General features: G+C 74.1%; 24 protein-coding genes. 11 read left to right on the forward strand and 13 right to left on the reverse strand.

The window, feature by feature from the left end:
* The first annotated feature begins 146 nt into the window (after positions 1-146).
* Positions 147-3197 carry a preprotein translocase subunit SecA gene (gene secA / locus JN535_RS12595; RefSeq protein WP_205205891.1) on the forward strand — a complete coding sequence of 1017 codons (3051 nt, stop codon included), beginning with the start codon at positions 147-149 and terminating at the stop codon, positions 3195-3197.
* 97 nt (positions 3198-3294) lie between these two features.
* Here secA and JN535_RS12600 read toward each other — a convergent pair whose 3' ends face one another.
* Together JN535_RS12600 and JN535_RS12605 are read right to left on the reverse strand one after the other, a co-directional pair.
* Positions 3295-3885 (reverse strand): Rv3235 family protein, encoded by a 591-nt coding sequence (locus JN535_RS12600; RefSeq protein WP_240201065.1) that lies wholly within the window; start codon positions 3883-3885, stop codon positions 3295-3297.
* A gap of 28 nt (positions 3886-3913) precedes the next feature.
* Positions 3914-4855, reverse strand: coding sequence for a LysM peptidoglycan-binding domain-containing protein (locus tag JN535_RS12605; RefSeq protein WP_205205892.1), 942 nt, complete (start codon positions 4853-4855; stop codon positions 3914-3916).
* Between the two features lie 157 nt (positions 4856-5012).
* Between JN535_RS12605 and JN535_RS12610 the strand changes: the two genes are divergently transcribed.
* The gene (locus JN535_RS12610) at positions 5013-5552 is read left to right on the forward strand and encodes a hypothetical protein (protein WP_205205893.1); all 540 of its coding nucleotides are present in this window, start codon (positions 5013-5015) and stop codon (positions 5550-5552) included.
* 83 nt (positions 5553-5635) lie between these two features.
* Here the strand turns inward: JN535_RS12610 and JN535_RS12615 are convergent, their stop codons facing one another.
* Positions 5636-5851 carry a helix-turn-helix domain-containing protein gene (locus JN535_RS12615; protein WP_087472469.1) on the reverse strand — a complete coding sequence of 72 codons (216 nt, stop codon included), beginning with the start codon at positions 5849-5851 and terminating at the stop codon, positions 5636-5638.
* Positions 5852-5977: 126 nt separating this feature from the next.
* Between JN535_RS12615 and JN535_RS12620 the strand changes: the two genes are divergently transcribed.
* The 3 genes from JN535_RS12620 to JN535_RS12630 are packed head-to-tail and all read left to right on the forward strand — an operon-like array spanning position 5978 to position 8590.
* Positions 5978-6682: a hypothetical protein gene (locus JN535_RS12620; RefSeq protein ID WP_240201066.1), complete on the forward strand. Its 705-nt coding sequence runs from the start codon at positions 5978-5980 to the stop codon at positions 6680-6682.
* Positions 6679-8055, forward strand: coding sequence for a hypothetical protein (locus tag JN535_RS12625; protein WP_240201067.1), 1377 nt, complete (start codon positions 6679-6681; stop codon positions 8053-8055). The genes JN535_RS12620 and JN535_RS12625 overlap by 4 nt, the downstream gene beginning before the upstream one ends.
* A gap of 4 nt (positions 8056-8059) precedes the next feature.
* The gene (locus JN535_RS12630) at positions 8060-8590 is read left to right on the forward strand and encodes a DUF6912 family protein (protein ID WP_205205894.1); all 531 of its coding nucleotides are present in this window, start codon (positions 8060-8062) and stop codon (positions 8588-8590) included.
* A 63-nt stretch (positions 8591-8653) separates the two neighbouring features.
* Here JN535_RS12630 and hisN read toward each other — a convergent pair whose 3' ends face one another.
* The 4 genes from hisN to JN535_RS12650 all read right to left on the reverse strand — a co-directional run bounded on the left by hisN (position 8654) and on the right by JN535_RS12650 (position 12733).
* A complete protein-coding gene (gene hisN / locus JN535_RS12635; protein ID WP_205205895.1) occupies positions 8654-9448 on the reverse strand; it encodes a histidinol-phosphatase in 795 nt (264 codons plus the stop codon).
* A gap of 56 nt (positions 9449-9504) precedes the next feature.
* Positions 9505-10581 (reverse strand): ribosome small subunit-dependent GTPase A, encoded by a 1077-nt coding sequence (gene rsgA / locus JN535_RS12640; protein WP_205205896.1) that lies wholly within the window; start codon positions 10579-10581, stop codon positions 9505-9507.
* On the reverse strand, positions 10581-11936 hold the full coding sequence (aroA, locus tag JN535_RS12645) for a 3-phosphoshikimate 1-carboxyvinyltransferase (protein ID WP_205205897.1): 1356 nt from the start codon (positions 11934-11936) through the stop codon (positions 10581-10583). The genes rsgA and aroA overlap by 1 nt, the downstream gene beginning before the upstream one ends.
* Positions 11937-12007: 71 nt before the next feature.
* Entirely contained in the window at positions 12008-12733 is a 726-nt protein-coding gene (locus JN535_RS12650) for a DoxX family membrane protein (protein WP_205205898.1), read from the reverse strand.
* Between the two features lie 315 nt (positions 12734-13048).
* Between JN535_RS12650 and JN535_RS12655 the strand changes: the two genes are divergently transcribed.
* Positions 13049-13765 carry a sigma-70 family RNA polymerase sigma factor gene (locus tag JN535_RS12655; RefSeq protein ID WP_240201068.1) on the forward strand — a complete coding sequence of 239 codons (717 nt, stop codon included), beginning with the start codon at positions 13049-13051 and terminating at the stop codon, positions 13763-13765.
* Positions 13762-14100 carry a mycothiol system anti-sigma-R factor gene (gene rsrA / locus JN535_RS12660; protein WP_307868670.1) on the forward strand — a complete coding sequence of 113 codons (339 nt, stop codon included), beginning with the start codon at positions 13762-13764 and terminating at the stop codon, positions 14098-14100. The genes JN535_RS12655 and rsrA overlap by 4 nt, the downstream gene beginning before the upstream one ends.
* 105 nt (positions 14101-14205) lie before the next feature.
* Here the strand turns inward: rsrA and JN535_RS21710 are convergent, their stop codons facing one another.
* Complete coding sequence (locus JN535_RS21710; protein ID WP_099052597.1) at positions 14206-14280, reverse strand: 50S ribosomal protein bL37; 75 nt, start codon at positions 14278-14280, stop codon at positions 14206-14208.
* A 193-nt stretch (positions 14281-14473) separates the two neighbouring features.
* Here JN535_RS21710 and JN535_RS12665 point away from each other — a divergent pair, with 193 nt between their 5' ends.
* The 3 genes from JN535_RS12665 (at position 14474) to JN535_RS12675 (ending at position 16865) form a co-directional block, all read left to right on the forward strand.
* A complete protein-coding gene (locus tag JN535_RS12665; RefSeq protein WP_205205899.1) occupies positions 14474-15397 on the forward strand; it encodes a DUF4097 family beta strand repeat-containing protein in 924 nt (307 codons plus the stop codon).
* Positions 15397-15996, forward strand: a complete 600-nt coding sequence (locus JN535_RS12670) for a PadR family transcriptional regulator (RefSeq protein WP_205205900.1) — start codon at positions 15397-15399, stop codon at positions 15994-15996. Before JN535_RS12665 ends, JN535_RS12670 begins: the two co-directional genes overlap by 1 nt.
* Before the next feature lie 65 nt (positions 15997-16061).
* Positions 16062-16865, forward strand: coding sequence for a DUF4097 family beta strand repeat-containing protein (locus JN535_RS12675; protein WP_205205901.1), 804 nt, complete (start codon positions 16062-16064; stop codon positions 16863-16865).
* A gap of 70 nt (positions 16866-16935) precedes the next feature.
* On the opposite strand, the gene JN535_RS12680 is transcribed toward JN535_RS12675, so the two are convergent.
* Together JN535_RS12680 and JN535_RS12685 are read right to left on the reverse strand one after the other, a co-directional pair.
* Entirely contained in the window at positions 16936-17559 is a 624-nt protein-coding gene (locus JN535_RS12680) for a GDSL-type esterase/lipase family protein (protein ID WP_205205902.1), read from the reverse strand.
* A gap of 93 nt (positions 17560-17652) precedes the next feature.
* On the reverse strand, positions 17653-18573 hold the full coding sequence (locus tag JN535_RS12685) for an aldose 1-epimerase family protein (protein ID WP_205205903.1): 921 nt from the start codon (positions 18571-18573) through the stop codon (positions 17653-17655).
* 102 nt (positions 18574-18675) lie between these two features.
* Here JN535_RS12685 and JN535_RS12690 point away from each other — a divergent pair, with 102 nt between their 5' ends.
* Positions 18676-19671 (forward strand): aldo/keto reductase, encoded by a 996-nt coding sequence (locus JN535_RS12690; protein WP_205205904.1) that lies wholly within the window; start codon positions 18676-18678, stop codon positions 19669-19671.
* Between the two features lie 92 nt (positions 19672-19763).
* Here JN535_RS12690 and JN535_RS12695 read toward each other — a convergent pair whose 3' ends face one another.
* The 3 genes from JN535_RS12695 to JN535_RS12705 form a co-directional block, all read right to left on the reverse strand.
* Positions 19764-23552, reverse strand: a complete 3789-nt coding sequence (locus JN535_RS12695) for a multifunctional oxoglutarate decarboxylase/oxoglutarate dehydrogenase thiamine pyrophosphate-binding subunit/dihydrolipoyllysine-residue succinyltransferase subunit (RefSeq protein WP_374100503.1) — start codon at positions 23550-23552, stop codon at positions 19764-19766.
* A gap of 394 nt (positions 23553-23946) precedes the next feature.
* The gene (locus JN535_RS12700; protein ID WP_205205906.1) at positions 23947-25158 is read right to left on the reverse strand and encodes a sensor histidine kinase; all 1212 of its coding nucleotides are present in this window, start codon (positions 25156-25158) and stop codon (positions 23947-23949) included.
* Positions 25155-25958: a response regulator transcription factor gene (locus JN535_RS12705; protein ID WP_240201069.1), complete on the reverse strand. Its 804-nt coding sequence runs from the start codon at positions 25956-25958 to the stop codon at positions 25155-25157. Before JN535_RS12705 ends, JN535_RS12700 begins: the two co-directional genes overlap by 4 nt.
* Positions 25959-25987: the final 29 nt, after the last annotated feature.

Genomic DNA, 25987 nt, shown 5'->3' on the forward strand with positions numbered 1-25987 from the left:
ACCTGGGCTGGTCCGACGCCGCTCCGACTCGCCTACGATGTTGTGTGACGTTGCCGACGTCCGCTGCCGTGCGCGCCCGCGCGGGAGAGCGTCGGCGCTGCTCCCGGACCACCCGGCCCGGGCACCGATCGATACGGGAGTCCTGCGTGCCTTCGATCCTCGACAAGGTCCTTCGCATCGGCGAGGGCCGGATCCTCAAGAAGCTGTCCGGCATCGCCGACCAGGTGAACAAGCTCGAGCCCGGCTTCGAGGACCTCACCGACGAGGAGCTGCGGGAGGAGACCGACCGCTTCAAGGCGCGCCTCGAGGCGGGCGAGACCCTCGACGACCTGCTCCCCGAGGCGTTCGCCGCGGTGCGCGAGGCGTCGCGGCGCACGCTCGGCCAGCGGCACTTCGACGTCCAGCTCATGGGAGGCGCGGCGCTGCACCTCGGCAACATCGCCGAGATGAAGACCGGTGAGGGCAAGACCCTCGTCGCGACCACGGCCGCGTACCTCAACGCGCTCGAGGGCAAGGGCGTGCACGTCGTCACGGTCAACGACTACCTCGCCAAGTACCAGAGCGAGCTCATGGGCCGCGTCTACCGGTTCCTCGGTCTCAGCACGGGCTGCATCCTGTCCGGGCAGACGCCGGCCCAGCGCCGCGAGCAGTACGCCGCGGACATCACGTACGGGACGAACAACGAGTTCGGCTTCGACTACCTGCGCGACAACATGGCGTGGTCCACGGACGACCTCGTGCAGCGCGGCCACCACTTCGCGATCGTCGACGAGGTCGACTCGATCCTCATCGACGAGGCGCGCACGCCGCTCATCATCTCGGGTCCCGCGTCGGGCGACACGAACCGCTGGTTCGGCGAGTTCGCCAAGGTCGTGCGGCGCCTGAACCCGGGGTCCGACTACGAGGTCGACGAGAAGAAGCGCACCGTCGGCGTGCTCGAGCCGGGCATCGAGAAGGTCGAGGACTACCTCGGCATCGACAACCTCTACGAGTCGCTCAACACGCCGCTCATCGGGTTCCTCAACAACGCCATCAAGGCGAAGGAGCTCTTCAAGCGCGACAAGGACTACGTCGTGCTCAACGGCGAGGTCATGATCGTCGACGAGCACACCGGGCGCATCCTGCCCGGCCGCCGCTACAACGAGGGCATGCACCAGGCCATCGAGGCCAAGGAGGGCGTGCAGATCAAGGCGGAGAACCAGACGCTCGCCACGATCACGCTCCAGAACTACTTCCGCCTGTACTCCAAGCTGTCGGGCATGACCGGTACCGCGGACACCGAGGCGGCCGAGTTCCAGGGCACCTACAAGCTCGGCGTGGTGCCGATCCCGACGAACCGCCCGATGCAGCGCGTCGACCAGCCCGACCTCGTCTACAAGAACGAGGAGGGCAAGTTCGACGCCGTGGTCGCGGACATCGTCGAGCGCCACGCGAAGGGCCAGCCGGTGCTCGTCGGCACGACGAGCGTCGAGAAGTCCGAGCTGCTGTCGTCCAAGCTCAAGAAGCAGGGCGTGCCGCACGAGGTCCTCAACGCGAAGCAGCACGAGCGCGAGGCCTCGATCGTCGCCCTCGCGGGCCGCAAGGGCGCCGTGACCGTCGCGACGAACATGGCCGGCCGCGGTACCGACATCATGCTCGGCGGCAACGCCGAGTTCATGGCGGTCGCGGACCTCGCGGCCCGCGGGCTCGACGCCGCGGAGAACCCGGAGGAGTACGAGGCCGCGTGGCCCGACGCGCTCGAGAAGGCGAAGGCCGCGGTCGCGGCGGAGCACGACGAGGTCCGCGAGCTCGGCGGCCTCTACGTGCTCGGCACCGAGCGCCACGAGTCGCGCCGCATCGACAACCAGCTCCGCGGTCGTTCCGGCCGTCAGGGCGACCCGGGCGAGTCCCGGTTCTACCTGTCGATGCAGGACGACCTCATGCGTCTGTTCAACTCGACGCTCGCCGAGTCGATGATGAACCGCGCAGGGTTCCCCGACGACGTGCCGCTCGAGTCCAAGATGGTCACGCGCGGCATCGCGAGCGCGCAGGGCCAGGTCGAGTCCCGCAACTTCGAGATCCGCAAGAACGTCCTCAAGTACGACGACGTCCTGTCCCGCCAGCGCACGGTCATCTACGACGAGCGCCGCCGCGTGCTCGAGGGCGAGGACCTGCAGGAGCAGGTGCAGCACTTCCTCACCGACGTCGTCACCGCGTACGTCGAGGGCGCCACGGCCGAGGGCAACCCGGAGCACTGGGACCTCGACGCGCTGTGGACCGCGCTCAAGGCCGTCTTCCCGATCTCCATCACGGTGGACGAGGTCGTGGAGCAGGCCGGCGGCGAGACGCGCCTGACGAGCGAGATGCTCCTCGAGGAGATCCTCTCCGACGCGCGCATCGCCTACCAGAACCGGGAGGAGCAGCTCGGCGCGGCGAACATGCGCCAGCTCGAGCGCCGCGTGACGCTCTCGGTCCTCGACCGCAAGTGGCGCGAGCACCTCTACGAGATGGACTACCTCAAGGAGGGCATCGGACTGCGCGCCATGGCGCAGCGCGACCCGCTCGTGGAGTACCAGCGCGAGGGCTTCCAGCTCTTCCAGGCCATGACCGAGGCCATCAAGGAGGAGACGGTCGGCTACCTCTTCAACCTGGAGGTCAAGGTCGCCGAGCCCGGTGCGGCCGACCAGGGCCAGTCCCCGGCGATCTCCGCGGCGGCGGCCGCTCAGGCCGCCCAGTCGGCGGCGGGCCAGGCGCTCGGCGGTGCGGCGGGCGCGGCGACGGCGGGTGCCGCCGCCGGTCTCGCGGCGGCGGCCCAGCAGGCGCAGGACGCCGCCGTGGCGGACGCTCCCGTCGAGGATGCGCCCGCGACGACCGACGCCCCGGTCGAGGACGCTCCGGTCGAGCCGGAGCCTGCTCCGGTCGCGACCCCGGCGGCGTTCGGCGGCCCGAGCGGTGGCCGCCCCGGCACGCTCATCGCGAAGGGGCTCGACGGCCCCGACCGTCAGGTCCCGCTGTCGTACAGCGCGCCGAGCGAGGACGGCACCGGCCGGGCCGTCGTCTCGGGCGACGCGGGCCGTCGTTCGCGGCGCGCGCTGCACGGCGAGGCGAGCGCGATCGAGAGCGACGGGCGCACCTTCCCCGGCACCCCGCGCAACGCGCAGTGCCCGTGCGGCTCGGGCAAAAAGTACAAGGTCTGCCACGGCCAGAACGAGGAGTGATCCTCGGCCCGTCCGACGCACGTCGTGACGGGACCGCGACGGCGGGGCGCGTCACCAACGGGTGGCGCGCCCCGCCGTCGTCGGGAGAGGTGCGCTGTCACCCGATCTCGAGCGCGACCACGCGCCACGTGCCGCGGCGTGCCTCGAGCCGTGCCGCGGCCGCACGGACACGGTCGCCGTCCTCGACCACGACCGTGCCCTCCGCGACGCCGTCGCCGATGCGCAGCACGCGGGCGCGTCGCACGGTGACGGGCCGTGTCGTCGTCCGCCGCGGGCCGTCGGCGACGAGCCGCGACCGCCGCGCGAGCGTCTCGTAGATCTCGGGCGACACCCACCGGGCGAGCTGGCCCACGGTGCGCTCGCCGCGCACGACCTCGACGGCAGCGCGCACGACGGCGCAGCACAGGGCGGTCGGGTCCGGGAGCGGGAGCGGTGCGGTCGGGGGCGCGAGGGGGCGGCCCCGTACGACGTGCTGCGGTGCCCGCGCGGTCGTGACGTCGTTCACGTCGATCGTCGCGACGGGGCGCTCGCCGACGCAGCGCAGCAGGCGAGCCGGCGGGTCGGCGGGCACGCTCGTGGTGCGGGTGGGGCGCCCGGGACGGCCGGGCGGCGCGGGGGTGGCCTGACGGCGCAGCGGCGCGACGACGTCGGTCGTGGTCTCGGCGGTGGTCAGCAGGGGAGCGGTCATGGTGGGGCTCCTTCGCGGCGGGCGGTCGTCAGGAGGCCGGTGCGACGAGCACCTGGCCGGGGCGGACGAGGTCGGGGTCGTCCCCGATGACCCCGACGTTCGCGGCGTACCAGCGCTGCACCGCGTGGGCGACCTGCGCGTCGGACGCGCCGTCCGGCAGGTGGCGTGCGGCGATCGACCAGAGCGAGTCGCCGCGCACGACGACGACCTCGCGCGGCCCGTCCGCGGGGACGTCCCGCACCACCGTGAGCACGGCGTCGCGCTGCTCGGTCGCGGTGACGGGTGACGTCGCCCGTGCCGGAGCCACGGCCGACGGTGTGCTCGCGTCCGTGCTCGGAGCGTCCGGGGCGTCCGGGGCGTCCGACGGCCTCGTGGGCGCGCCGGTCGCGGTGGCGGGTGGCTCCCCGGTCCGGGCGGTGACTGCCGGCGAGGGCTGGTCGGAGGGCGTCGTCGAGGCCGAGGGAGCGGGTGACGGAACGTCCGTCGGGAGGGGAGCGGGCTGCGCCGGCCCGGTCGGTTCGGGAGCGGTCGTCGACGTCTGCCACCCCAGGTCGACCGCCACGACGCCGGGGTCGGCGTCCGGGGCCGTGGCGGCGTGCGCGGTCCCCCCGGCCAGGGCCAGGCCCGCACCCACGGTCAGCCCCACGCCGGCCCGCGCGGCCCGGCGGACGACGGCAGGCGCCGCGCGCAGAAGGAGACGTTCCCCGGCTCCCCACGAGCGGCCCACCGCGCGCGCGACGACGCAGCCGAGGCCGAGGAGGGCGCTGGCCGCCACCCAGGTGGCCGCCACCGCCCCGAGAGCGACGGCGAGAAGCTCGACGTAGGGCTCCGGGCGGGCAGCCGGGAGGCTGCCGACGAGGTGGGTGGCGCGCAGCGCGAGCGCCGTGACGGCGCCGCCCATGACGAGGACGAGCGCGAGGAGGACGGTGACGCCTCCGGCTCGCCCGGGTACGGCGGTACGACGGTCCATCGGTGCCCCCTGCGTTGCCGTCTGTGGACGACGGCTCTTGATGTCGTTTGATGTCGTTTGATCGATCTAAGCGCGACATACCGCTCCTGTCCAGAGGGCTTCTCGTGATGTGGACAGGGCGCGGACCGGTGGCGCGAGGGACCGCTACGGTGTCCCGGTGCGATGGGACGCGCTCTTCGACGACCTCGCGGGGCAGCTCGCCGCCGCGGAGTCGCAGGACCGGGCTGCCGCCGTCGCGGACCTCACCCGCGCGGAGCACGCGACGATCACGCTCGTCGAGCGGCTGCGCGGCACGCCCGGCACCGTGACGCTCGAGCTGCGCGACGGGTCGGCCGTCACCGGAGAGCTGCGCCAGGCGGCGGACGAGTGGGTGCTCGTGGGCGAGGCCCGACGTCAGCACCTCGTCCCGAGCGGCGCGATCGCGGCCGTCCAGGGCCTCGGTCGCCATGCCCAGCCCGCGCCCTCGGGGAGGTCGGCACGGCTGGGTCTCGGCCACGCCCTGCGCGCGCTCATGCGCGACCGTCGGCCCGTCCAGGTGCGCACCTCCGCCGGCGTCTTCCCCGGCTGGGTCGCGCGCGTCGGCAAGGACCACGTCGACCTGGAGGTCGCCCCGGGCAGCGGGCACGGCTCGCGGGTCGTGCCCTGGTCCGCCGTCCTGTGCGTCAGCGAGTCGGAGACGGGGTTCGTCCCGCGGTGAGGAGCGTGCAGGGGGAGCGCGGGACGCTCGCGGGGGTTGCCGCGCGGCCCCGTCGGGTCCGAGGTCGAGGATGCGGCGGTCGCTCAGCCGTCGAAGTCGCCGGCCTCGATGCGCTGGCGCGTCTGGGCGTACATCCGCTGGATGTACGCCTCGAGCTCGCTGACCTCGACGCGCCACTGCCCCCGGCCACCCACCTGGATGGCGGGGAGCTCCCCGGAGCGGACGAGCGCGTACGCCTGCGCCGCGGAGATGTTGAGCTCGTCCGTGACGTCGGCGAGGGTGAGGAACCGCTGGGCCATGGCGTCAGTCTGGCACGCGCGCGCCGGGCCACGGCGGTCGTCCACAGCCACTGCCGCAGGTGGCGCAGACCCGGGATCATGAAGCCGCGGCACGGCTGACGTGCCGGACGACCGAGGGGGAGATCGATGATGACGACGACCACGGAACGACCCGTGGCGGTCGAGCCGGCACCACGGCCCGCCGCGCGCCTGAGGCGGCCCGGCTGGAAGGACCCGCGGCTCCTCGTGGGGATCGTGGTGGTCGCGCTGTCCGTGGCCCTCGGGTCGTGGGCCGTGAGCACCGCGAGCCGGACCGTCACCGTCTACGCGGCCGGGGCGGCGCTGACGCCCGGTACGTCGGTGACCGCGGCGGACCTGCGGGCGGTCGAGGTACGGCTCGGGCCGCAGACGGACCGCTACCTCCTCGTGGCCGACGGGCTCCCGGACGAGGCCGTCGTCCTGCGGACCGTCGCCGCGGGCGAGCTGGTCCCCGCGTCGTCGCTCGGCGCGTCCGCCGACCTCGCGGTGCGCGCCGTCGCGGTCCCCGTGACGACGGGCCTCTCGGAGCGGATCGTCGCCGGGGCGGCGGTCGACGTCTGGTACGTCCCCGAGCCTCCCGCCCCGACCGCCGGTGCCGAGCCGGGCACCACCGCGGGGGACGAGGCGTCGCAGCCCGAGCTGCTCGTCGGGGGCGTCACCGTCGCGCAGGTCGACGAGGGCGAGGGCACCCTCGTCGTGGGCGGTCCGACGACGGTCCACCTCCTGGTCGGTGTCGACGACCTCCCGGCCGTGCTCGCGGCGGTGGCCGGGGACGGGACGATCGCGCTCGTCCCCGTCGGGGGTGCGGGATGAGCGGCGCGACCGCGGTCGCGACCGTCCTGTGCGCGGTCCGGGGCGCGCGCGAGGCCGAGGTGGTCACGACGCTCGCCGCCCCGGGTCTCCAGGTCACGCGGCGGTGCGCAGACGTCGTCGAGCTGCTCGCCGCCGCGGCGGCGGGTGCGGGCCGGGTCGCCGTCGTGTCGTGCGACCTGCCCGCGCTGGACCGGCAGGCGGTCGCCGACCTGCACGCCCACGACGTCCGGATCGTCGCGCTCGCCCCGGCCGGGACGTGGGAGGAGGGACGGGTGCGGGCCTTCGGGGTCGACGCGGTCGTCGACCTGGACTCCGCCCCGGACACGCTGCGCGACGTCGTCCGGGCCGTCCTGCCGTCGCGCGAGGCGGCCACGGGTGCCCCCGGTGCGCCCCGGGAGGCCGTCGGCGCCGGCGCCACGGACCCCGGGCCCCAGCCCCGCCGAGGACGGACCGTCGCCGTGTGGGGGCCGACCGGCGCACCCGGTCGTACGACCGTGGCGACGAACCTCGCCGCCGAGCTCGCGGGACCGGCGCCCGCGAGGCGTACCCGTCCGCCGCGCCGGGCGCGGCGCTCCGCGGACGGGGACGTCCCTGGCCCCGTCCTGCCGGCACCCGACGCGGAGGTCCTGCTCGTCGACGCGGACACGTACGGCGGGAGCGTCGCCCAGCGCCTCGGCCTGCTGGACGAGTCACCGGGGCTCGCCGCCGCGGCCCGGAGCGCGGGCCAGGGGGCGCTCGACGCCGCGGGCCTGCTCGCCCTGGCCCCGACCGTCGTGCCGCGGGTCCGGGTCCTCACCGGGCTGACCCGAGCGGCTCGGTGGCCCGAGCTGCCCGGGGCGTCGCTCGACGCGGTGTGGGAAGTCGGGCGGTCCGTCGCGGACTGGACGGTCGTCGACTGCGGGTTCGGGATCGAGCGGGACGAGCTCCTGACGTACGACACCCGGGCACCGCAGCGCAACGACGCGACGTGGAGCGCGCTCGCGGCCGCGGACGTGGTGGTCGTCGTCGGCGCGGGCGACCCCGTCGGGCTCCAGCGTCTGGTCCGTGCGCTCGACGAGCTCGGCGAGACGGGCGCCTGCGTCGGCGCGGCGCGCGTCGTCGTGGTGAACCGCGTGCGCTCGAGCGTCGTCGGGCCCCGGCCCGAGCGAGCGGTGCGCGACGCGATGGCCCGCTATGCGAGCGTCGACGACCTCCACGTCGTGCCCGAGGACGCCGCGGTCGACCTCGGTCTCCGCGAGGGCCGGACGCTCGCGGAGTCGGCGCCCGCGAGCCCCGCCCGTCGCGCCCTCGCGCGGCTCGCCGCGCACGTGCGGGAGGCGGCGCCGCCCGGGCGTGGTGCGGCGCACGGACTCGCGCTCGAGGCGGCACACTGAACCCATGCGCATCTACCTCCCCGCGACGCTCGACGAGCTCGACGCCGTCAGCGTGACCGCCGACGCCGCCCGCTGGAGCGTCGCCCCGCGCGGCGCCCACGCCGTGACCGCCGCGCTGACGCGCGCGCTGCCCGACGAGGACGAGGAGGGCCTTGAGTACGCGGCCGCGCTCGAGGCGGCGGACGACTCGCTCGCGCTCGTCGCGGCGCGCCCGGACGCGCCGCGCCAGCGGCTCGTCGTGACGCTCGAGGTGCCCGACGGCGCGGTGCAGGTCGTGGGCGGCGACGACTCGGACGACGAGGACGCGCCGGCACCGAGCGCGGTCGAGATCCTGCGGACCGTGCCCGACGTCGCGATCGTCTGCGTGCACGTCGACGAGCCCGAGGCGGTCGAGGACGTCGAGGCGGTGCTCGCCGCCGCCGACGACGACGGCCCCGGTGCCGACGCCGCGCTGGACGCGGCGATCGATCGCGTCAACGAGCGCGACCTGCTCTGGTACGACTGGTCGGAGCTCAAGGACGTGCCGCGCGGCTGACGGCTGCGCGGGGCGGAGCGGCCGACCGGCCGGGAGCCGGGCGGTGCCCGACGGCGGTCCGCGTCAGCCGAGGCGGCCGAGCACCTCGTCGTGGAGCAGGCCGTTCGTCGCGACGGCGTTGCCGCCCCACGGCCCGTCGGCGCCGTCGAGCGACGTGAACCGGCCGCCCGCCTCGGTGACGATGGGGACGAGCGCGGCCATGTCGTAGAGCTCGAGCTCGGGCTCGGCCGCGGCGTCGACCGCGCCCTCGGCGACGAGCATGTACGACCAGAAGTCGCCGTAGCCGCGCGTGCGCCACGCGTCGCGCATGAGGTCGAGGAACGGCTCGAGCTTGCCGCGCTCCTCCCAGCCGTCGAGCGACGCGTAGGCGAGCGACGCGTCGGACCACGACGAGACGCCCGACACCTGCAGCCGTGACGCGGCGGCGAGCGACTTGCCCGTCCACGCGCCGGTGCCCTTCGCGGCCCACCAGCGCCGACCCAGCGCGGGCGCCGAGACGAGCCCGACGACGACCTCGTCGCCGTCGGCGAGCGCGATGAGCGTCGCCCACACCGGGACACCGCGCACGAAGTTCTTGGTCCCGTCGATCGGGTCCACGATCCAGCGCCGGGCGCCGTGGCCGGTCTCGCCGTACTCCTCGCCGACGATCGCGTCGCGGCCGCGCGCCCGGCCGAGCTGGCTGCGGATGATCTCCTCGGCGGTGCGGTCGGCGTCGCTCACGGGCGTCGAGTCCGGCTTCGACTCGACGTGCAGGTCGAGGGCCTTGAACCGGGACATCGTGTGGGCGTCGACCTGGTCGGCGATCACGTGGGCGAGGCGCAGGTCGTCGTCGTAGCCGCGCGTCGAGGGGGGCGTCATGGCTCACACCGTAGCGGTGCGTGCCGCGGTGGTGGGGAGCGCCGCGCGGTCCGGGCTCAGGCCGCGCCGGTGCGCGAGGCGAGCACCCGGCGGAACGACTCGAGCCGGGCGGCGCGCGCGGCGCGCGTCTCGTCGTCGGGCGACGCCGCGACCCACTCGTCGAGCGCGCAGTCCGGGGCGTAGTCGAGGTGCGTGCACCCGCGCGGGCAGTCCGCGGCGACGGCGTCGAGGTCCTCGAACGCGCGCAGCAGGTGGTCGACCTGCACGTGCGCGAGGCCGAACGACCGCACGCCGGGCGTGTCGATCACCCAGCCGCCGCCGGGCAGGCGCAGCGCGACGGCCGAGGTCGACGTGTGCCGGCCGCGGCCCGTGACGTCGTTGACGTGGCCCGTCGCACGCTGCGCGTCCGGGACGAGCGCGTTGACCAGCGTCGACTTGCCGACCCCCGAGTGCCCGACGAACACCGACGTGCGCCCGGCCAGCGCCTCGCGCACCGCGTCGAGCGGCTCGATCGCCCAGCCGTCCGGCGCGAGGCCGTCGGGCGCGCGGCGCGTCACGACGACGGACACCCCGAGCGGCTCGTACAGCGCGCGCAGGGGACCGGGGTCGGCGAGGTCGGCCTTCGTGAGGCACAGGAGGACGTCCATGCCGGCGTCGTACGCGGCGACCACGCACCGGTCGATCATGCGCGTGCGCGGCTCGGGCTCGGCGAGCGCCGTGACGACGACGAGCTGGTCGGCGTTGGCGACGATCACGCGCTCGTACGGGTCGGTGTCGTCCGCGGTGCGCCGCAGCACGGACGAGCGGTCCTGGATGCGGACGATCCGGGCGAGCGAGCCGTCGTCCCCGGACACGTCGCCGACGAGGTCCACCCGGTCCCCGCACACGATGCGCGTGCGGCCGAGCTCGCGCGCCTTCATCGCGAGGACCGTGCGCTCGTCCTCGGCGCGCACCGCGCTGCCGTCCCCGCTGCCGTCGTCGCCCACGAGCAGCGTGTAGCGGCCTCGGTCCACGCCGGTGACGAAGCCCGTGACCGCGTCGGCGTGCTCGGGCCGCTGCTTGGTGCGCGGGCGGCTGCTGCGCTTGCCCGGGCGCGACCGGAAGTCGGACTCGTCCGGGACGCGACGCGCCATCAGCGGGCCGCCGCTCCCGTGCCGGTTGCCGCCCCGCCTCCGAGCATGCGCTCCCACATGCCCGCGAACCCGGGCAGCGTCTTGGCCGTCGTCTCGACGTTCTCGACCCCCACGCCCGGGACGCGCAGGCCGATCACGGCCGCGGACGTCGCCATGCGGTGGTCGTGGTACGTGCGGAACAGCGCACCGTGCAGGGGGCGCGGGGTGATGACGAGACCGTCACGCGTCTCCTCCGCCTGCCCGCCGAGACGCGTGATCTCCGTCGCGAGCGCGGCCAGACGGTCGGTCTCGTGCCCGCGCAGGTGCGCGATGCCGCGCAGGCGGCTGGGGGAGTCGGCGAGGGCGGCGAGCGCGGCGATCGTCGGCGCGAGCTCGCCGGCGGCGTGCAGGTCGACGTCGACGCCGCGCACCTCGCCCGTGCCCGTCACGGAGAGCACGTCGCCGTCCAGCGACGCGGTCGCGCCCATCGACTCGAGCAGCTCGGGGACCATCGCGCCCGGCTGGGTCGTCTCCGTCGGCCAGCCCGTGACGCGCACGGTGCCGCCCGCGACGAGCGCGGCGGCGAGGAACGGCGCGGCGTTCGACAGGTCGGGCTCGACCTGCACGTCGCGGGCCGCGATCGGCCCCGGCTCGACGCGCCAGATGGCAGGCCGGGAGTCGTCGACGACGACGCCGACCTCGCGCAGGACCTCGACCGTCATCTCGATGTGGGGCATGCTCGGCAGCGTGTGGCCGATGTGCCGGACGGTGAGGCCCTGGTCGTAGCGCGCGGCGGCCAGCAGGAGCCCGGAGACGAACTGGCTCGACGCCGACGCGTCCACGTCGACGGCCCCACCGCGCACCCGGCCGCGGCCGCGGATCGTGAAGGGGAGCGTCGTCGGCAGCCGGTCGCCGTCGCCCTCGACCGGCACGTCGAGGGCGCTGAGCGCGGCGAGCACCGGGCCCATGGGCCGCACGCGCGCCTCCGCGTCGCCGTCGAACCGCACCGCGCCGTCGGCGAGCGCCGCGAGCGGCGGGAGGAAGCGCATGACGGTGCCGGCCAGGCCGCAGTCGACCTCCACGGGGCCGCGGAGCGGGCCGGGGGTGACGAGCAGCTCGCTGGGGGACGCGCCCTCCTCGACGACAACGCCGAGCGTGCGCAGGGCGGCGATCATGAGGTCGGCGTCGCGGCTGCGCAGCGCGCCGCGCAGCGTCCCGGGGCCGTCGGCGAGCGCGGCCAGCACGAGCAGCCGGTTCGTCAGCGACTTCGACCCCGGGACCTCGACCGTCGCGTCGAGGGGCCCGCCCGCCGTGGGCGCGGCCCAGCCCTCGTCGACGGCGGGGGGCACGGGCGCGGCGGAGGGCGAGGTCGTCATGGCCTCCAGGCTAGTGGAGGCACCGCGCCCGACGGCGGAGGGTCCCGCCGCGCGGACGCGTCACCAACGCATCAGGCGACCTTCGCGCGGACCGCGGCCTCGGCGTCGTGCACCGCACCCGCGGCGAGGGTCGCGGCGTGCTCGGCGGCCTCCTGCGCGGCCTTCGTGGCGCGCCGTGCCGAGCGTCCCGCCTCCTTCGCGGCGAGCCGCGTCGATCGCCTCGCCTCCTTCGCGGCGTGCTTCGCCGAGCGCCCCACGCCCTTCGCGGCTCCTCGTGCCGAGGCCGAGACGTCCTTCGCGGCAGCCTTGGCGCCGGAGACCACGGCTTCCTGCTTCGCCTGCTTCGCGAGCGCGAGGTCGTGCCGCGCCTTCGCCAGGCGCCACTGCACGCCCGGGCGGCCCTCGTAGTCCGCGCCCGCGATGAGTGCCGCGCCGATCGCGCCGACGTTCGCGACGAACTTCCGCGTGCGCTCGGCGCGCGTCGCCTCCCCGCCGGTGAACGGCTGGTTGACGACCGCCAGCGGCACCGTGAGCGCGGCGAGCGTCAGTGCGGCCGTGCGGGGAGCCTTGCCGACGGCGAGGAACAGCCCGGCGACGGCCGTCGCCGCACCGTGCGCGCGCACGAGCGTCGCGACCTGCTTCTCGCTGAGCGGAGCCTCGATGCCGGCGCTCTTCTCGACGAGCTCGACGCCCGAGCGCGCGGCTCGCACGTGCTCGGCGGGCTTGAGCGCGGCCTGGAGCCCGTCGTAGACGAACCACGAGGCCAGCATGGGCCTCGCGACGTGACGCAGCAGCATCGGTTCTTCTCCTCATCGCCGGTGTCTCGCCGGCGCGCGCCTGGGGCGCCCACCGGTGGGTCCCAGCCTGCCGCGACCGCCGGGTCGGCGCCACCCACGGACCGTGCGGCCCGCGGGAATGCGCGCGGCCACGCCGAGGTTGCACCACTCGTGACCGCCCTCCTCGAGACCCCCGTACCCGCCGCCCGGGCCGTGCCGCCGACCCCGGGGACACCGGCGTCGGACGCCGCGTTCGCCGCCGCGTGGTCGGTGCCGAGCGGTGCGCGGGTCGCCTCATCGAACACCCAGACGAACGGGGGACTAGGCTCGTTGTTGATGACAGAGCGAATCTCCGGCAGCGACGTCTCCGGCAGCCCCGCGACGGCGTCGGGAACGACGCCGGTCGAGGGCGCGACGCTGCCCACGGACACGGACGCCGAGGACACGAACCGCGCGCCGCAGACCGAGAGCGACGCCGCGCGCGCCGCACGGTTCGAGCAGGACGCGCTGCAGTACCTCGACCAGCTGTACTCCGCGGCGCTGCGCATGACGCGCAACCCGTCGGACGCCGAGGACCTGGTGCAGGAGACGTTCGCGAAGGCGTTCGCGGCGTTCCACCAGTACCGGCCGGGCACGAACCTCAAGGCGTGGCTGTACCGCATCCTCACGAACACGTTCATCAACACGTACCGCAAGAAGCAGCGCGAGCCGCAGCAGGCTCAGACGGACGACGTCGAGGACTGGCAGATCGCGCGTGCGGCGTCGCACACGTCGCAGGGGCTGCGCTCCGCCGAGGCGGAGGCGCTCGACCGCCTGCCGGACTCGGACGTCAAGCGCGCGCTGCAGGAGCTGCCCGAGGACCGGCGCATGGTCGTGTACTACGCGGACGTCGAGGGCTTCCCGTACAAGGAGATCGCGGAGATCATGGGGACACCGATCGGCACGGTCATGTCCCGCCTGCACCGAGGCAGGCGCCAGCTGCGCGAGCTGCTGGCCGACTACGCCGCGAGGCGAGGACTGGTGGGGGCCAAGAGCCCCGGAGGTGAGTCGTGAGCACGTCAGAGATCCGTGAGCCCGGGCGGGGCGCCGTCGATGAGCAGGTGACCCCGATCCCGCACTCGACCGCGGGCGAGTCCGAGTGCGAGCACGCGCTCACGCACCTGTACGAGTACCTGGACTCGGAGATGACGCCGGACGACGAGCTGCGCATGCGCCAGCACGTCGCGCACTGCTCGCCGTGCCTGGCCGAGCTGAGCATCGAGGAGCTCGTCAAGCAGCTCGTGCGCCGCTCGTGCCACGAGAAGGCGCCCGCGGGGCTGCGGGAGCGGATCCACACGCAGCTCACGGTCATGGTCACGACGACGACCACGGTCGTCGAGACCCGCTGAGGCCCGGGGCGCGCGTCAGCGCCGCCCGGAGCGAGAACGGGAGAGGGCCCGTACCGACGTCGTCGGTACGGGCCCTCTCGTCGTCCCCCGCGGGGGTGCGCCGTCTCAGGCGTTGGGGCGCTTGCCGTGGTTCGCGGCGTTGCCCTTGCGGCTACGACGCTTGCGTCCGCGCTTGCTCATGGTGTTCTCCTGACGATCGGGGGAGCCCCGCCGGTCCCGGCGGGTCAAGTCCGCCTCCCATCGTCCCACACGCGATCCCTTGCCAGGGTCGAGCACGCGATATATCGTGTCTGGAGGAACGAGATATATCGCGAGTGTCCTCGCGGTGTCGCCGTCGCGGCCGCACAGGACGCGACCACGGACGGAGCACAGGATGACGCAGGAGAGCTGGACCGTCACGGGTCCGCAGGCCATCGACCTGGCGCGCGTGCGGACGCTCGACGCGACCGTCATCGGCGGGCGCGTCGACGTCGTCGCGCACGACGACCCGGCGCGCACGGACACGCGCGTCGAGGTCCACTCGGTGGTCGGGCGCCCTCTGGAGGTGCGTCTCGAGGGGACGACGCTCCGCGTGGGCTACGGTCCCTTCGTCGCGGGCTGGAAGGGCTTCCTCGAGCGCTTCCGCACCTACACCGGCAAGGACGCGGCGGACGTGCACGTCGCCGTGCCGGCGACGACGCAGGTCAAGCTCGCGACCGTGCAGGGCGAGGCGCTCGTCGCTGGGGTGCGCGACGGCGCCCGGCTGGCGACCGTCTCCGGCTCGGTGATGACGAGCCGCACGCGCGGCGAGCTCCGCGTCGACACGGTCTCGGGCGAGGTCTCGGCGAGCGAGCACGACGGCCCGGTCCGCATGGACTCGGTGTCGGGCGGCCTCACGGCGACCGGCTCGCTGCACTCGCTCCGTCTCGACTCGGTCTCGGGGTCCGTCACCGTGGACACCCGCACGACGCCGTCGGAGATCACCGTGAGCGCCGTCTCCGCCGACGTGCTCGTGCGCCTGCCCGACCCCGACGCGATGGACTACGCGATCCGCTGCGTGAGCGGGCGCCTCCTCGTCGACGGCACCGAGCAGCGCGGCTCCGCGCGCTCGTTCCACCAGCCCGCGCGGTACGGGAAGGGCTCCCCGGTCCGCGTCTCCGCCGTCTCCGGCGACGTGACCGTCCTGCGCGGGGCGCCGGACGAGACCCCGTGGGACACGGACCCGGTCGAGGACGCCCCGGCCGACACGGACGCCCCCGCGTGGGGGAGCCCGGGGCCGCGAGGCACGGCGTCGTCGGGCGGGCCGGTGGACCGCTGATGGCCACCGTCTTCGCGCACGGGGAGCTCCGGCTCTACCTGCTGGCGCTCCTCGACGCCGGGCCCAAGCACGGCTACGAGCTCATCACCGAGCTCTCCGAGCGCTTCGGCGGCACGTACCGACCGAGCGCCGGGACGATCTACCCCCGCCTGGCGCGGCTCGAGGACGAGGGCCTCGTGCACCGCAGCGCCGACGGCCGCAAGACGACCTACGAGCTCACCCCCGCCGGGCGCGCGGAGATCGAGGCGCGTCGCGGGGACGTCGCCGCGCTGGAGCACGGCATCGCCGAGACGGTGCGCCAGCGCGCCGAGGCGCTGCGTGCCGACGTGCAGGGCTCGCTGAAAGGCCTGCGTGCCGAGCTCGCGGCCGCCGCGCAGACGGCCCGCGCTCGCCCGCGCGACGGCGGCCCGGACCCGCGCCGTCGTGAGTCCTACGCGTGGCGGATGGAGGCCGAGGCCGTGCTGCAGCGGTTCCGCGAGGACGTGCGCGCGGACCTGCGGCGCGCGGACGCCGCGAACGTGGTCTCGGAGCTCACGGTCGACACCCTGCGCACCGTGCTCGACAGCGCGCGCAAGGCCGTGCGAGCGACCCTGCCCTGACCGACCGTCACGAGAACCTCTCGACGAACGCACCCCGCACCAGAGAACCGAACGAGGAGAAGCGCATGAGCACCGAGTCCTGGGTCATCAACGCCCCCCAGACCGTCGACGTCGCCGACGTCCGGCGCGTCGTCGTCCAGCTCACCGACGGGTCGGTCGACGTCGTCGCCGACCCCTCCCGCGAGGCCGGGGCGCACCTCGACGTCAGCGAGGTGTCGGAGCGTCCGCTCCAGGTCAGCGCGCACGACGGCGAGCTACGCGTCGGCTACGACTTCGCCGGCGTCGAGGGCATCGTCGAGCGGGCCAAGGGCCTGCGCGACAAGGACCGCGCCGTCGTGCGCCTCACGGTCCCCGCGCACGTGCCGGTCAAGGTGACGACCGCACGAGCGAGCGCGAGCGTCCTCGGCACGCAGGCGGACCTGTCCGTGACGACCGCGACGGGCGCCGTCCGCGTGCAGGGCGTGTCGGGCACGGCGTCGATCAAGACGGCGACCGGCGCCGTGGACGTCGGCGAGCACGTCGGCGACGTCCACGTGAGCACCGCGTCCGGCGCGGTCACGCTCGGCGGGACGCTGGGCCGCGTGTCCGTGAACACCGTGACGAGCGGCGTCGAGGTCGTCGCACGGGAGAGCACGCCTCTCGTCGACGCGCGCACGGTCTCGGGCGACGTGGCCGTGCGCCTCGGCGCCGGCTCGCCGGTGAACCTCAAGGCCCGCAGCGTCACGGGCAAGGCCGTGCTCGACGGCGTCCGCCTGGACTCCGCCGCGCAGCGCACGACGTCCGTCGACCACGTCGACCAGCCCGGCGCCCGCGGCGCGTACGTCTCGGCGAACACCGTGTCGGGCGACCTCACCGTCTCGCGCGGCTGACGCCCGCGCGCGACGACGGCCCGTCACCCCGGGGTCTCCGGGGCGGCGGGCCGTCGTCGTGGGGGCGGGGTCACACCGTGTCGTCCGGCAGGCCCAGCCAGGCGTGCCAGCCCGTGTGCAGCACGAGCCACGCCATGAGCCCGTAGCCCGCCTGGCCGGGGAAGCCGTTGCCGCTCTGCGCGAGGTCCGCGAGCCACTGCTCGTGCGTCACGAGCGGGCTGAACGTGTCGACGTACGGCACGCGGCGCCGGTTCGCGACGTCCGAGAAGGCGTGCGAGAGCTCGGCGAGCCGCTCGGCGTCCTGCGCGTGCCCCGGCGGGGGGCCCACGACGAACGTCGGCAACCGGTGCGACTCCGCGACGTCGAGCACGTTGGCGAGGTTGAGGCGCGAGCGCGCGACCGAGAGCCCGGCGTCGAGGTCGTGGCGACCGAGGCCGATGACGAGGCGGTTGTCCACGTCCGGCTCGGGGGAGAACCGGCGCGCCGTCTCCGCCTCCCAGCGCTGGCTGAGCGCCGTCGTCGTCTCGCCGGGGATGGCGAGCGGGAACACGTACGCCGGCTGGGGGAAGCGTGTGCGCGCGACGACGCGTCCCGCCCACCCCAGGGCCTTCGCGTCGCCGACGCCGGCGCTCAGCTCGTCGCCGACGACGCAGATCCGTACCTCTCGACTCACCGCGTCTTCCACGGGCGCCATTCTCCCCGACGCGGGCGGCACGGGGCGAAACCGCCCTGCGGGGACGGCGTGTCCAGCCGGGCATTCCGGACGGACCGCCCACCGGGCGTCGGGTCAGAGCAGCGTCGCGCCCCAGGTGACCTCGTGGGAGGCGCCCGGCTCGAGCCGCACGAGGCGCTCGCCGGTGCGGAACGCGTCCGCGATGCAGCTCATGGGCTCCGCCGCGACCCCGGACCGGCGGAACGCGACGTCCCCGACGTGGTCTCCCGTGCAGACCTGCCAGGTGTCCATCGAACCGTCCATCCAGACGGCGGACGTGCGTCCGTCGGGAGCGGCGAGACGGATCCACGACAGCCCGTCGGCGTCGCGCAGCACGTCGACGTAGGCGTCGTCCAGGTCGACGCCCGCGAGCAGGCGCGGCTCGCGGAGGTCGTAGCTCCCCGCGACGGGCTCGGTGCCGGTGGGCAGGAGCCGCTCGTCGGTCGTGACGCGCGTCGCGGCGTCGAGGCGCAGCGTGCACTCGTCGAGGTCCGCGCCGTCGGCCGAGAGCCAGGGGTGGAAGCCGATGCCGTACGGGGCGGTCGCGGCGCCGACGTTCGTCGTGCGCACGTGGACGCGCAGCCCCGCGTCGTCGAGCGAGTAGGTCACGCGCGTGACGAGGTCGAACGGGTAGCCGGGCGACGGCGGCAGGTGCAGCTCGAGCGCCGCGTGCGACGTCTCGTGCTCGACGACGGCCCAGCGCTGCCAGCACGCGAGCCCGTGCAGCGCGGTGCCGCGCTCGGGCTCCGACACGGGCACCTGGTACGTCGTGCCGTCCACCTCGTAGGCGCCGTCGCGCAGACGGTTGGGCCAGGGGAGCAGGACCGCGCCGTTGAACGCGGGCGCGACCTCGTCCTCCGCGAACGGCGTGAAGACGGGTCGCCCGCCGACCGTGTACTCGCGCACGGCCGCTCCGACCTCGGTGATCGTCACTGCGTGGTCTCCGTGGGAGATGCGGACCTGGGTTCCCGAGGGGGCATGGGTGTTCACGCTCACATACGGTACTCGGCGTGCGAGCGTGCGCGATGCGCTCTCGCCAGTCAGACTCGGTGCCCGGGTGTGTCTCCCGGCGTACCCGACGCAGCACGAGGAGGAACGATGGAACGACAGGTGCTCGGGCGGACGGGACGGCTCGTCTCGGTCGTCGGACTGGGAACCTGGCAGCTCGGCGCCGACTGGGGCGACGTGAGCGAGGACGACGCGCGCGCCGTGCTCGACGCCTCCGCCGAGGCCGGCGTGACGTTCTTCGACACCGCGGACGTCTACGGCGACGGGCGCAGCGAGCAGATCATCGGCGGCTACCTCGCGGACAACCCGGGCCACGGGATCACCGTCGCGACGAAGATGGGCCGCCGCGAGGCGCAGGACGCGGACAACTACACGCTCGCGAAGTTCCGCGAGTGGACCGACCGCTCGCGTCGCAACCTGCGGACCGACCGTCTCGACCTCGTGCAGCTCCACTGCCCCCCGACGGCGGTGTACTCGCGCGACGAGGTGTACGACGGCCTCGACACCCTGGTCGCCGAGGGAGCGATCGCGAGCTACGGCGTGAGCGTCGAGACGGTCGACGAGGCGCTCACGGCGATCGCGCGACCCGGCGTCGCGACGGTGCAGATCATCCTCAACGCGTTCCGGCTCAAGCCGCTCGACGCCGTCCTGCCCGCGGCCTCGGAGGCCGGGGTCGGCATCATCGCGCGCGTGCCGCTCGCGTCCGGCCTGCTGTCCGGGAAGTACACCAGGGACACCACCTTCGCGGCCGACGACCACCGCACGTACAACCGCGACGGCAGCGCGTTCGACGTCGGTGAGACGTTCTCCGGCGTCGACTTCGAGACGGGCGTCCAGGCGGCGAGCGAGTTCTCCACGCTCGTGCAGGAGGTCGTCGGGCAGGATCTCACGCCCGCCCAGGTCGCGATCGCCTGGGTCTGGCAGCAGCCGGGCGTGTCCACCGTCATCCCTGGCGCGCGCAGCGTCGAGCAGGCGCGAGCCAACGCCGCGGCGGGCGGCGCAGAGGTGCTCGGACCGCTGTTCACCTCCGGTGTCCGGGAGATCTACGACCAGTACCTGCGCGCGAAGATCCACGACCGCTGGTAGGTCCGCGGCCCCCGGCCCCGCCGTGCACGACGAAGGCCCCCTCCGAGCGGAGGGGGCCTTCGTCCGTCAGGGCACGAGGGGGCCCGGGGGCGTCAGCGGGCGAACGCCTGCTCGAGCAGCACGGCCTGCTCAGCCTGGTGCTTCTTCGCCGTGCCGGCCGCCGTGGACGCCGAGGCCGGGCGCGAGACGACGCTCACGCGAGGCAGGTCCTCCGGCAGGTTGATGTGCACGAACGACCAGGCGCCCTGGTTCTCGGGCTCGTCCTGGACCCACACGACCTCGGCGCCCGGGTACTTCGCGAGCTCGGCCCGGATGCCGTCGACGTCGAGCGGGTAGAGCTGCTCGAGCCGGACGAGCGCCACGCCCTCGTCACCGCGCTTGGTGCGCTCGGCCAGCAGGTCGTAGTAGACGCGGCCCGTGCACAGGAGCACGCGGTCGACCTTCGCGGGGTCGGCCGTCGCGTCCGGGATCACCGGACGGAACGTGCCGGTCGTGAAGTCCTCGACGCTCGACGCGGCCGCCTTGAGGCGCAGCAGCTGCTTCGGCGTGAAGACGATGAGCGGACGACGCGGGCGGGCGTACGCCTGGCGTCGCAGCAGGTGGAAGTACGACGCGGGCGTCGACGGCTGCGCGATCGTCATGTTGTCCTCGGCGGCGAGCTGGAGGAACCGCTCGATGCGCGCGGACGAGTGGTCCGGCCCCTGGCCCTCGTAGCCGTGGGGCAGGAGCATGACGACCGAGGAGTACTGGCCCCACTTCTGCTCGGCGGACGAGATGAACTCGTCGATCACCGTCTGGGCGCCGTTGACGAAGTCGCCGAACTGGGCCTCCCACAGCACGAGCGCGTCGGGGCGCTCGACGGAGTAGCCGTACTCGAAGCCGAGCGCGGCGTACTCGGACAGGGACGAGTCGTAGACCCAGAACTTGGCCTGGTCCGCCGACAGGTACAGCAGCGGCGTCCACTCGGCGCCCGTCTCGCGGTCGTGCAGGACGGCGTGGCGCTGCACGAACGTCCCGCGGCGCGAGTCCTGACCGGCGAGGCGCACGGGCGTGCCCTCGACGAGGAGCGAGCCGAACGCGGCGAGCTCGCCGAAGCCCCAGTCGATGCCGCCCTCGACGGACATCTGCCGACGCTTCTCGAGGAGCTGCGCGAGCTTGGGGTGGACGGTGAAGCCCTCCGGCGGCGCGACGTGCACCTGGCCGACGCGCTCGAGGACCGAGCGGTCGATCGCCGTCTTCCAGCCGACCATCGTGCCGGCGTCCTCGAGCTGGGACTCCGGGCGCTCGAGACCGGCGACCGGCTCGCGGTCCGCGGCGGGCGTGAAGCCGCCCTCCTTGGTCTCGGTGAACACGCGCTCGAGCTGGGCCTGGTAGTCCTGGAGGACGTGCTCGGCCTCCTCGAGCGTGATGTCGCCGCGCGCGACGAGGTTCTCGGTGTACAGCTTGCGCACCGAGCGCTTCGCCTCGATGAGGTTGTACATGAGCGGCTGCGTCATCGAGGGGTCGTCGCCCTCGTTGTGACCGCGGCGGCGGTAGCAGATCATGTCGATGATCACGTCGCGGTCGAACTGCTCGCGGAACGCGAAGGCCAGCTCCGCGACGCGCACGCACGCCTCGGGGTCGTCCCCGTTCACGTGGAAGATCGGGACCTGGTAACCCTTGGCGACGTCGGTCGCGTACGTCGTCGAGCGGGACGACGACGGGCCCGTGGTGAAGCCGACCTGGTTGTTGATGATGACGTGCACGGTGCCGCCGGTGCGGTACCCGCGCAGCTGCGCGAGGTTGAGCACCTCGGGCACGACGCCCTGGCCCGCGAAGGCCGCGTCGCCGTGGATGAGGATCGGCAGGACGGAGAACCCGTCGCCGCCCAGGTCGATGCGGTCCTGCTTGGCGCGCACGATGCCCTCGAGCACCGGGTCGACCGCCTCGAGGTGCGACGGGTTCGCCGCGAGGTACACCTTCGTCGTCGCGCCGGTCTCGGCGGTGAAGACGCCCTCGGTGCCGAGGTGGTACTTCACGTCGCCCGAGCCCTGGACGCTCTTCGGGTCGAGGTTGCCCTCGAACTCCGCGAAGATCTGCGCGTAGCTCTTGCCCGCGATGTTGGCGAGCACGTTGAGCCGGCCGCGGTGGGCCATGCCGATGCCGACCTCGTCGAGGCCGTTCTCCGCCGCCTTCGACAGGATCGCGTCGAGCAGCGGGATGAGCGCCTCGCCCCCCTCGAGCGAGAAGCGCTTCTGCCCGACGAACTTGGTCTGCAGGAACGTCTCGAACGCCTCGGCCGAGTTCAGGCGGCGCAGGATGCGGAGCTGGTCCTCGCGCGGCGTGCGCGCGTACCCGGACTCGAGGCGCTCCTGGAGCCACTTGCGCTGCGTGCGGTCGGCGAGGTGCATGTACTCCACCCCGACGGTGCGGCAGTAGGAGTCGCGCAGCAGCCCGAGGATGTCGCGCAGCGAGGACTTCGACCTGCCGCCGAAGCCGCCCGTGGGGAACGTGCGGTCGAGGTCCCACAGCGTCATGCCGTGGTTCTGGATGTCGAGGTCCCCGTGCTTGCGCTGGCGGTACGCGAGCGGGTCGGTGTCCGCCATGAGGTGACCGCGCGAGCGGTAGGAGTGGATGAGCTCCGCGATCTTCGCCGGCTTGGCCGCCTCGATCTCGGCGTCCGTCGTGTTGTCGCGCACCCAGCGCACCGGCTCGTAGGGGATGCGCAGCGCGGCGAACACGCGGTCGTAGAAGCCGTCCTCGCCGAGGAGCTTCTGCGACAGGATCCGCAGGAACTCGCCGGACTGCGCGCCCTGGATGATGCGGTGGTCGTAGGTCGACGTGATCGTCAGGACCTTCGAGATGCCCAGGCGCGCGAGCCGCTCGGTCGAGGCGCCCGCGAACTCCGCCGGGTAGTCCATCGCGCCGACGCCGATGATCGTTCCCTGGCCCTGCATGAGGCGCGGCACCGAGTGCACGGTGCCGATGCCGCCCGGGTTGGTGAGCGAGATCGTCGTGCCCGCGAAGTCGTCGACGCCGAGCTTGCCGCCGCGTGCGCGACGCACGAGGTCCTCGTAGGCCGCCCAGAACTGGGCGAAGTCCATCGTCTCGGCCTTCTTGATGCTCGGGACGAGGAGCTGGCGGGACCCGTCCGGCTTGGCCAGGTCGATCGCGAGACCGAAGTTCACGTGCGCGGGCTGGTTGACCGCCGGCTTGCCGTCGACCTGCGTGTAGCTCGCGTTCATCACCGGCATGTCGGCCAGCGCCTCGACGAGCGCGAACCCGATGAGGTGCGTGAACGAGATCTTGCCGCCGCGACCGCGCGCGAGGTGGTTGTTGATGACGATCCGGTTGTCGACCATGAGCTTGGCCGGCACCGCGCGGACCGACGTCGCCGTCGGCACCTGGATGCTGGCCTCCATGTTCGTCACGACGCGCGCCGCGGGACCGCGGAGCTTCTGCACGTCGTCCGCGACGGTCTCCGCCTCGGCCGTCGGGGCGCCGGCGACCTTGCGGGCCGGGACCTGAGCGTACGGCGCGGTGGCGGGCTGGGCGGTCGCGACGGGGCGCGAGGCGTGCACGGCCTCGACCGCGGCGTTGACCGCCGGGTCGGCCGGAAGCTTCGGCGGCTTGACGCGCTGCGCCGCCTCGGCGGCGGCCGAGCCGTCCGTCACGGCGGCGGGAGCGGCCGGTGCGGCGGGCGCCGCCGGGGGCGCGGCGGGTGCCGGGGACGCGCCGTTCACGGGCGCGGCCGGCGCGTCCGCCGTCGTCGTGGCTGTCTCGGCACGCTCCGCCGGACGGTAGTCCTCGAAGAAGTCCCACCACGCGGGGTCCACCGCGTTCTTGTCCTGGAGGTACTGCTCGTACAGCTCGTCGACGAGCCACTCGTTCGCTCCGAACACGGAGCTTGCGTCGCTGATCGCCTCTGACTCAGCCTTCGGGGACACGCGAGGATCGCCCACTTTCACACACAGGTCGCTGTCGGTCACAGTCTGCGAGCAGACGCGTGACGGCACACCGGAGGCGCGACGCCCGACGTCGGCACAGACTCGTCCGGATCCCGGACCTCTCCAGCCTAGGCCCTCGACGGCGGCCCGGGGGGCTGCGCCGGGCGTTCGCGCGCGGCCTGTTCGCGGGTTCTTCACGCCGCGTCTGGGGCAGGCAAACGCGACCCCACGCGCACCTCGTCGGAGGGCAAGATCGCGGAATTCCAGGCCATCCTGAGGTATCCGCCGCCCGCGGTGTGACGGATCTCACGCACCGCCGGCGTCCGCTGCCCGCGTCGTCGGCGTGTGCTCAGGGCGTCGTCGGCTCCTCCGGGCCGGCGGCGGGGCCGTCGTCGAGAGGGTCCGGCTCGACGGCCCGCGCGTGCGCCGGGAGCGTGACGCGCATCGTCGCGCCGCTGCGCGAGTCCGCGACCTCGATCCGCCCGCCGTGCAGGTCGATCGCCCACCGGACGATCGCCAGGCCGATGCCCGTCCCGCCCGTCGAGCCGCCCGTCGTCGTGTGCGTGCCCGTCGCGCTGGCCCGGGCGAAGCGCTCGAAGATGCGCTCGCGGTCCTCCTTCGCGATCCCCGGGCCCTCGTCCACGATCTCGAGCACGACGTCGTCGTCCACGGGGTACGCCTCGAGCCGGATCTCGCCCCCCTGGGGTGAGTGCCGGATCGCGTTCTGGAGGAGGTTCGTCACGACCTGGTGCAGGCGCTCGCGGTCCGCCTCGAGCACGAGGTCGGGCGGCGTGACGTCGACGACGTACCGCAGCTCCTTGCCTGCCTCCACCATCGACACCGCCTCGGCGTTCTCCTCGAGGAAGTCGCCCACGTCGATCTCGGTGATGTTGAGGGCGGCCGCGCCGGCCTCGATGCGCGACAGGTCCAGGAGGTAGGAGACGAGGCGCGTGAGGCGCTCCGTCTGCGCCAGGGCCATCTCCATGGTCGCGGGCGTCGGCTGCGTGACGCCGTCGACGACGTTCTCGAGCTGCGCCTGGAGCGCCGCGATCGGCGTCCGGAGCTCGTGCGACACGTTCGCGATGAGCTCGCGGCGCACCTGGTCGCTCGTCGCGAGGTCCTCCGCCATGACGTTGAACGCGACGGCGAGCTGACCCACCTCGTCACGGCTCGTCGCCCGCACGCGCCGCGTGTAGTCGCCGTCGGCCATGGCGCGCGCCGCCGCCGTCATCTCACGCAGCGGCGACGTCATCCCGCGCGCGAGGAGCTGGGTCAGCAGCAGCGACAGGACGATCGCGAGCGGGAACGTGCGCGACGGCCCGAGCTGGTTCTGGAGCCCGATCCAGGTGATGAGGACCGCGAGCGTGACGGTCGCGGCCACGAGCACGCCGAGCTTGATCTTCAGCGAGCGGAACGAGTCGAGCGGCCGGACGTCGGGCAGGTGCGGGCGGATCGTGTGCGCCCGGTGGGGGCCGTTCCGCGCCGGGGCGCTCGTCGCCCCGCCCGGGCCCCGGCCCGCACCGTCGGCCGGGTCGACAGGGGCAGCGGGGTGGGAGGTCATCCGGCGGGCGGCTCGAACGCGTAGCCGACGCCGTGCACCGTGCGGATGAGGTCGGCGCCGAGCTTGCGGCGCAGGGCCTTGATGTGCGAGTCGACGGTGCGCGTCCCGCTCGCGTCGGCCCAGTCCCACACCTCCGCGAGGAGGCGCTCGCGCGTGAGCACGGTCTTGGGCGAGCTCGCCAGCATGACGAGGAGCTCGAACTCGGTGGGCGTGAGGTGGACCTCCTCGCCCGCGCGGTAGACGCGGCGCTGGGCCTTGTCGATGGTCACGTCGCCGACCGTCATGGGAGGGTCGGTCGGGGCGGCGCTCGCGGCCTGCGTGGCGCGGTCGACGCGACGCAGCAGCGCCTTGATGCGCGCGACGAGCTCGCGCATCGAGAAGGGCTTCGTCATGTAGTCGTCCGCACCGACGCCGAGCCCGATGAGCATGTCGGTCTCGTCGTCGCGCGCGGTGAGCATGAGGATCGGCACGGGCTGCTCGGCCTGGATGCGCCGGGTCACCTCGAGGCCGTCGATGCCGGGGAGCATGACGTCGAGCACGATGACGTCGGGGCGCAGCCTCGTGGCGGCGTCGACGCCGGACAGCCCGTCGCGCGCGACCTCGACGCGCCAGCCCTCCGCGCTCAGGCGCTGCGCGATCGCGGTCGCGATGGCCGGCTCGTCCTCGACGACGAGGACCGTGGCTGTCTGCTGCGGGGTGCCGCCGGCCAGGGGTGCCGTCGTGGGCACGGGCCCGCGGCCCGGGACGGGACCGGCGCCCGCGCCGGTCGGTGATGCGCTCGCTGCCCTCGGATCTGCCATGGGATACAGCGTGGCACACGTCGGCCCAG

The organism is Cellulosimicrobium cellulans (assembly GCF_016921195.1).
Lineage (GTDB): Bacteria > Actinomycetota > Actinomycetes > Actinomycetales > Cellulomonadaceae > Cellulosimicrobium > Cellulosimicrobium cellulans_F.

What these genes read in the sequence shown, in the direction of transcription:
- hisN (WP_205205895.1), bottom strand. Translation starts at nt 9,448, where the DNA reads ATGACGCCCCCCTCGACGCGCGGCTACGACGACGACCTGCGCCTCGCC.
- JN535_RS12680 (WP_205205902.1), bottom strand. Translation starts at nt 17,559, where the DNA reads ATGGCGCCCGTGGAAGACGCGGTGAGTCGAGAGGTACGGATCTGCGTC.
- JN535_RS12690 (WP_205205904.1), top strand. Translation starts at nt 18,676, where the DNA reads ATGGAACGACAGGTGCTCGGGCGGACGGGACGGCTCGTCTCGGTCGTC.
- JN535_RS12630 (WP_205205894.1), top strand. Translation starts at nt 8,060, where the DNA reads ATGCGCATCTACCTCCCCGCGACGCTCGACGAGCTCGACGCCGTCAGC.
- JN535_RS12675 (WP_205205901.1), top strand. Translation starts at nt 16,062, where the DNA reads ATGAGCACCGAGTCCTGGGTCATCAACGCCCCCCAGACCGTCGACGTC.
- JN535_RS12620 (WP_240201066.1), top strand. Translation starts at nt 5,978, where the DNA reads ATGATGACGACGACCACGGAACGACCCGTGGCGGTCGAGCCGGCACCA.
- JN535_RS12670 (WP_205205900.1), top strand. Translation starts at nt 15,397, where the DNA reads ATGGCCACCGTCTTCGCGCACGGGGAGCTCCGGCTCTACCTGCTGGCG.
- JN535_RS12650 (WP_205205898.1), bottom strand. Translation starts at nt 12,733, where the DNA reads ATGCTGCTGCGTCACGTCGCGAGGCCCATGCTGGCCTCGTGGTTCGTC.
- JN535_RS12615 (WP_087472469.1), bottom strand. Translation starts at nt 5,851, where the DNA reads ATGGCCCAGCGGTTCCTCACCCTCGCCGACGTCACGGACGAGCTCAAC.
- JN535_RS12625 (WP_240201067.1), top strand. Translation starts at nt 6,679, where the DNA reads ATGAGCGGCGCGACCGCGGTCGCGACCGTCCTGTGCGCGGTCCGGGGC.
- aroA (WP_205205897.1), bottom strand. Translation starts at nt 11,936, where the DNA reads ATGACGACCTCGCCCTCCGCCGCGCCCGTGCCCCCCGCCGTCGACGAG.
- JN535_RS12605 (WP_205205892.1), bottom strand. Translation starts at nt 4,855, where the DNA reads ATGGACCGTCGTACCGCCGTACCCGGGCGAGCCGGAGGCGTCACCGTC.
- JN535_RS12600 (WP_240201065.1), bottom strand. Translation starts at nt 3,885, where the DNA reads ATGACCGCTCCCCTGCTGACCACCGCCGAGACCACGACCGACGTCGTC.
- JN535_RS12700 (WP_205205906.1), bottom strand. Translation starts at nt 25,158, where the DNA reads ATGACCTCCCACCCCGCTGCCCCTGTCGACCCGGCCGACGGTGCGGGC.
- JN535_RS12655 (WP_240201068.1), top strand. Translation starts at nt 13,049, where the DNA reads ATGACAGAGCGAATCTCCGGCAGCGACGTCTCCGGCAGCCCCGCGACG.
- JN535_RS12665 (WP_205205899.1), top strand. Translation starts at nt 14,474, where the DNA reads ATGACGCAGGAGAGCTGGACCGTCACGGGTCCGCAGGCCATCGACCTG.
- JN535_RS12705 (WP_240201069.1), bottom strand. Translation starts at nt 25,958, where the DNA reads ATGGCAGATCCGAGGGCAGCGAGCGCATCACCGACCGGCGCGGGCGCC.
- rsgA (WP_205205896.1), bottom strand. Translation starts at nt 10,581, where the DNA reads ATGGCGCGTCGCGTCCCGGACGAGTCCGACTTCCGGTCGCGCCCGGGC.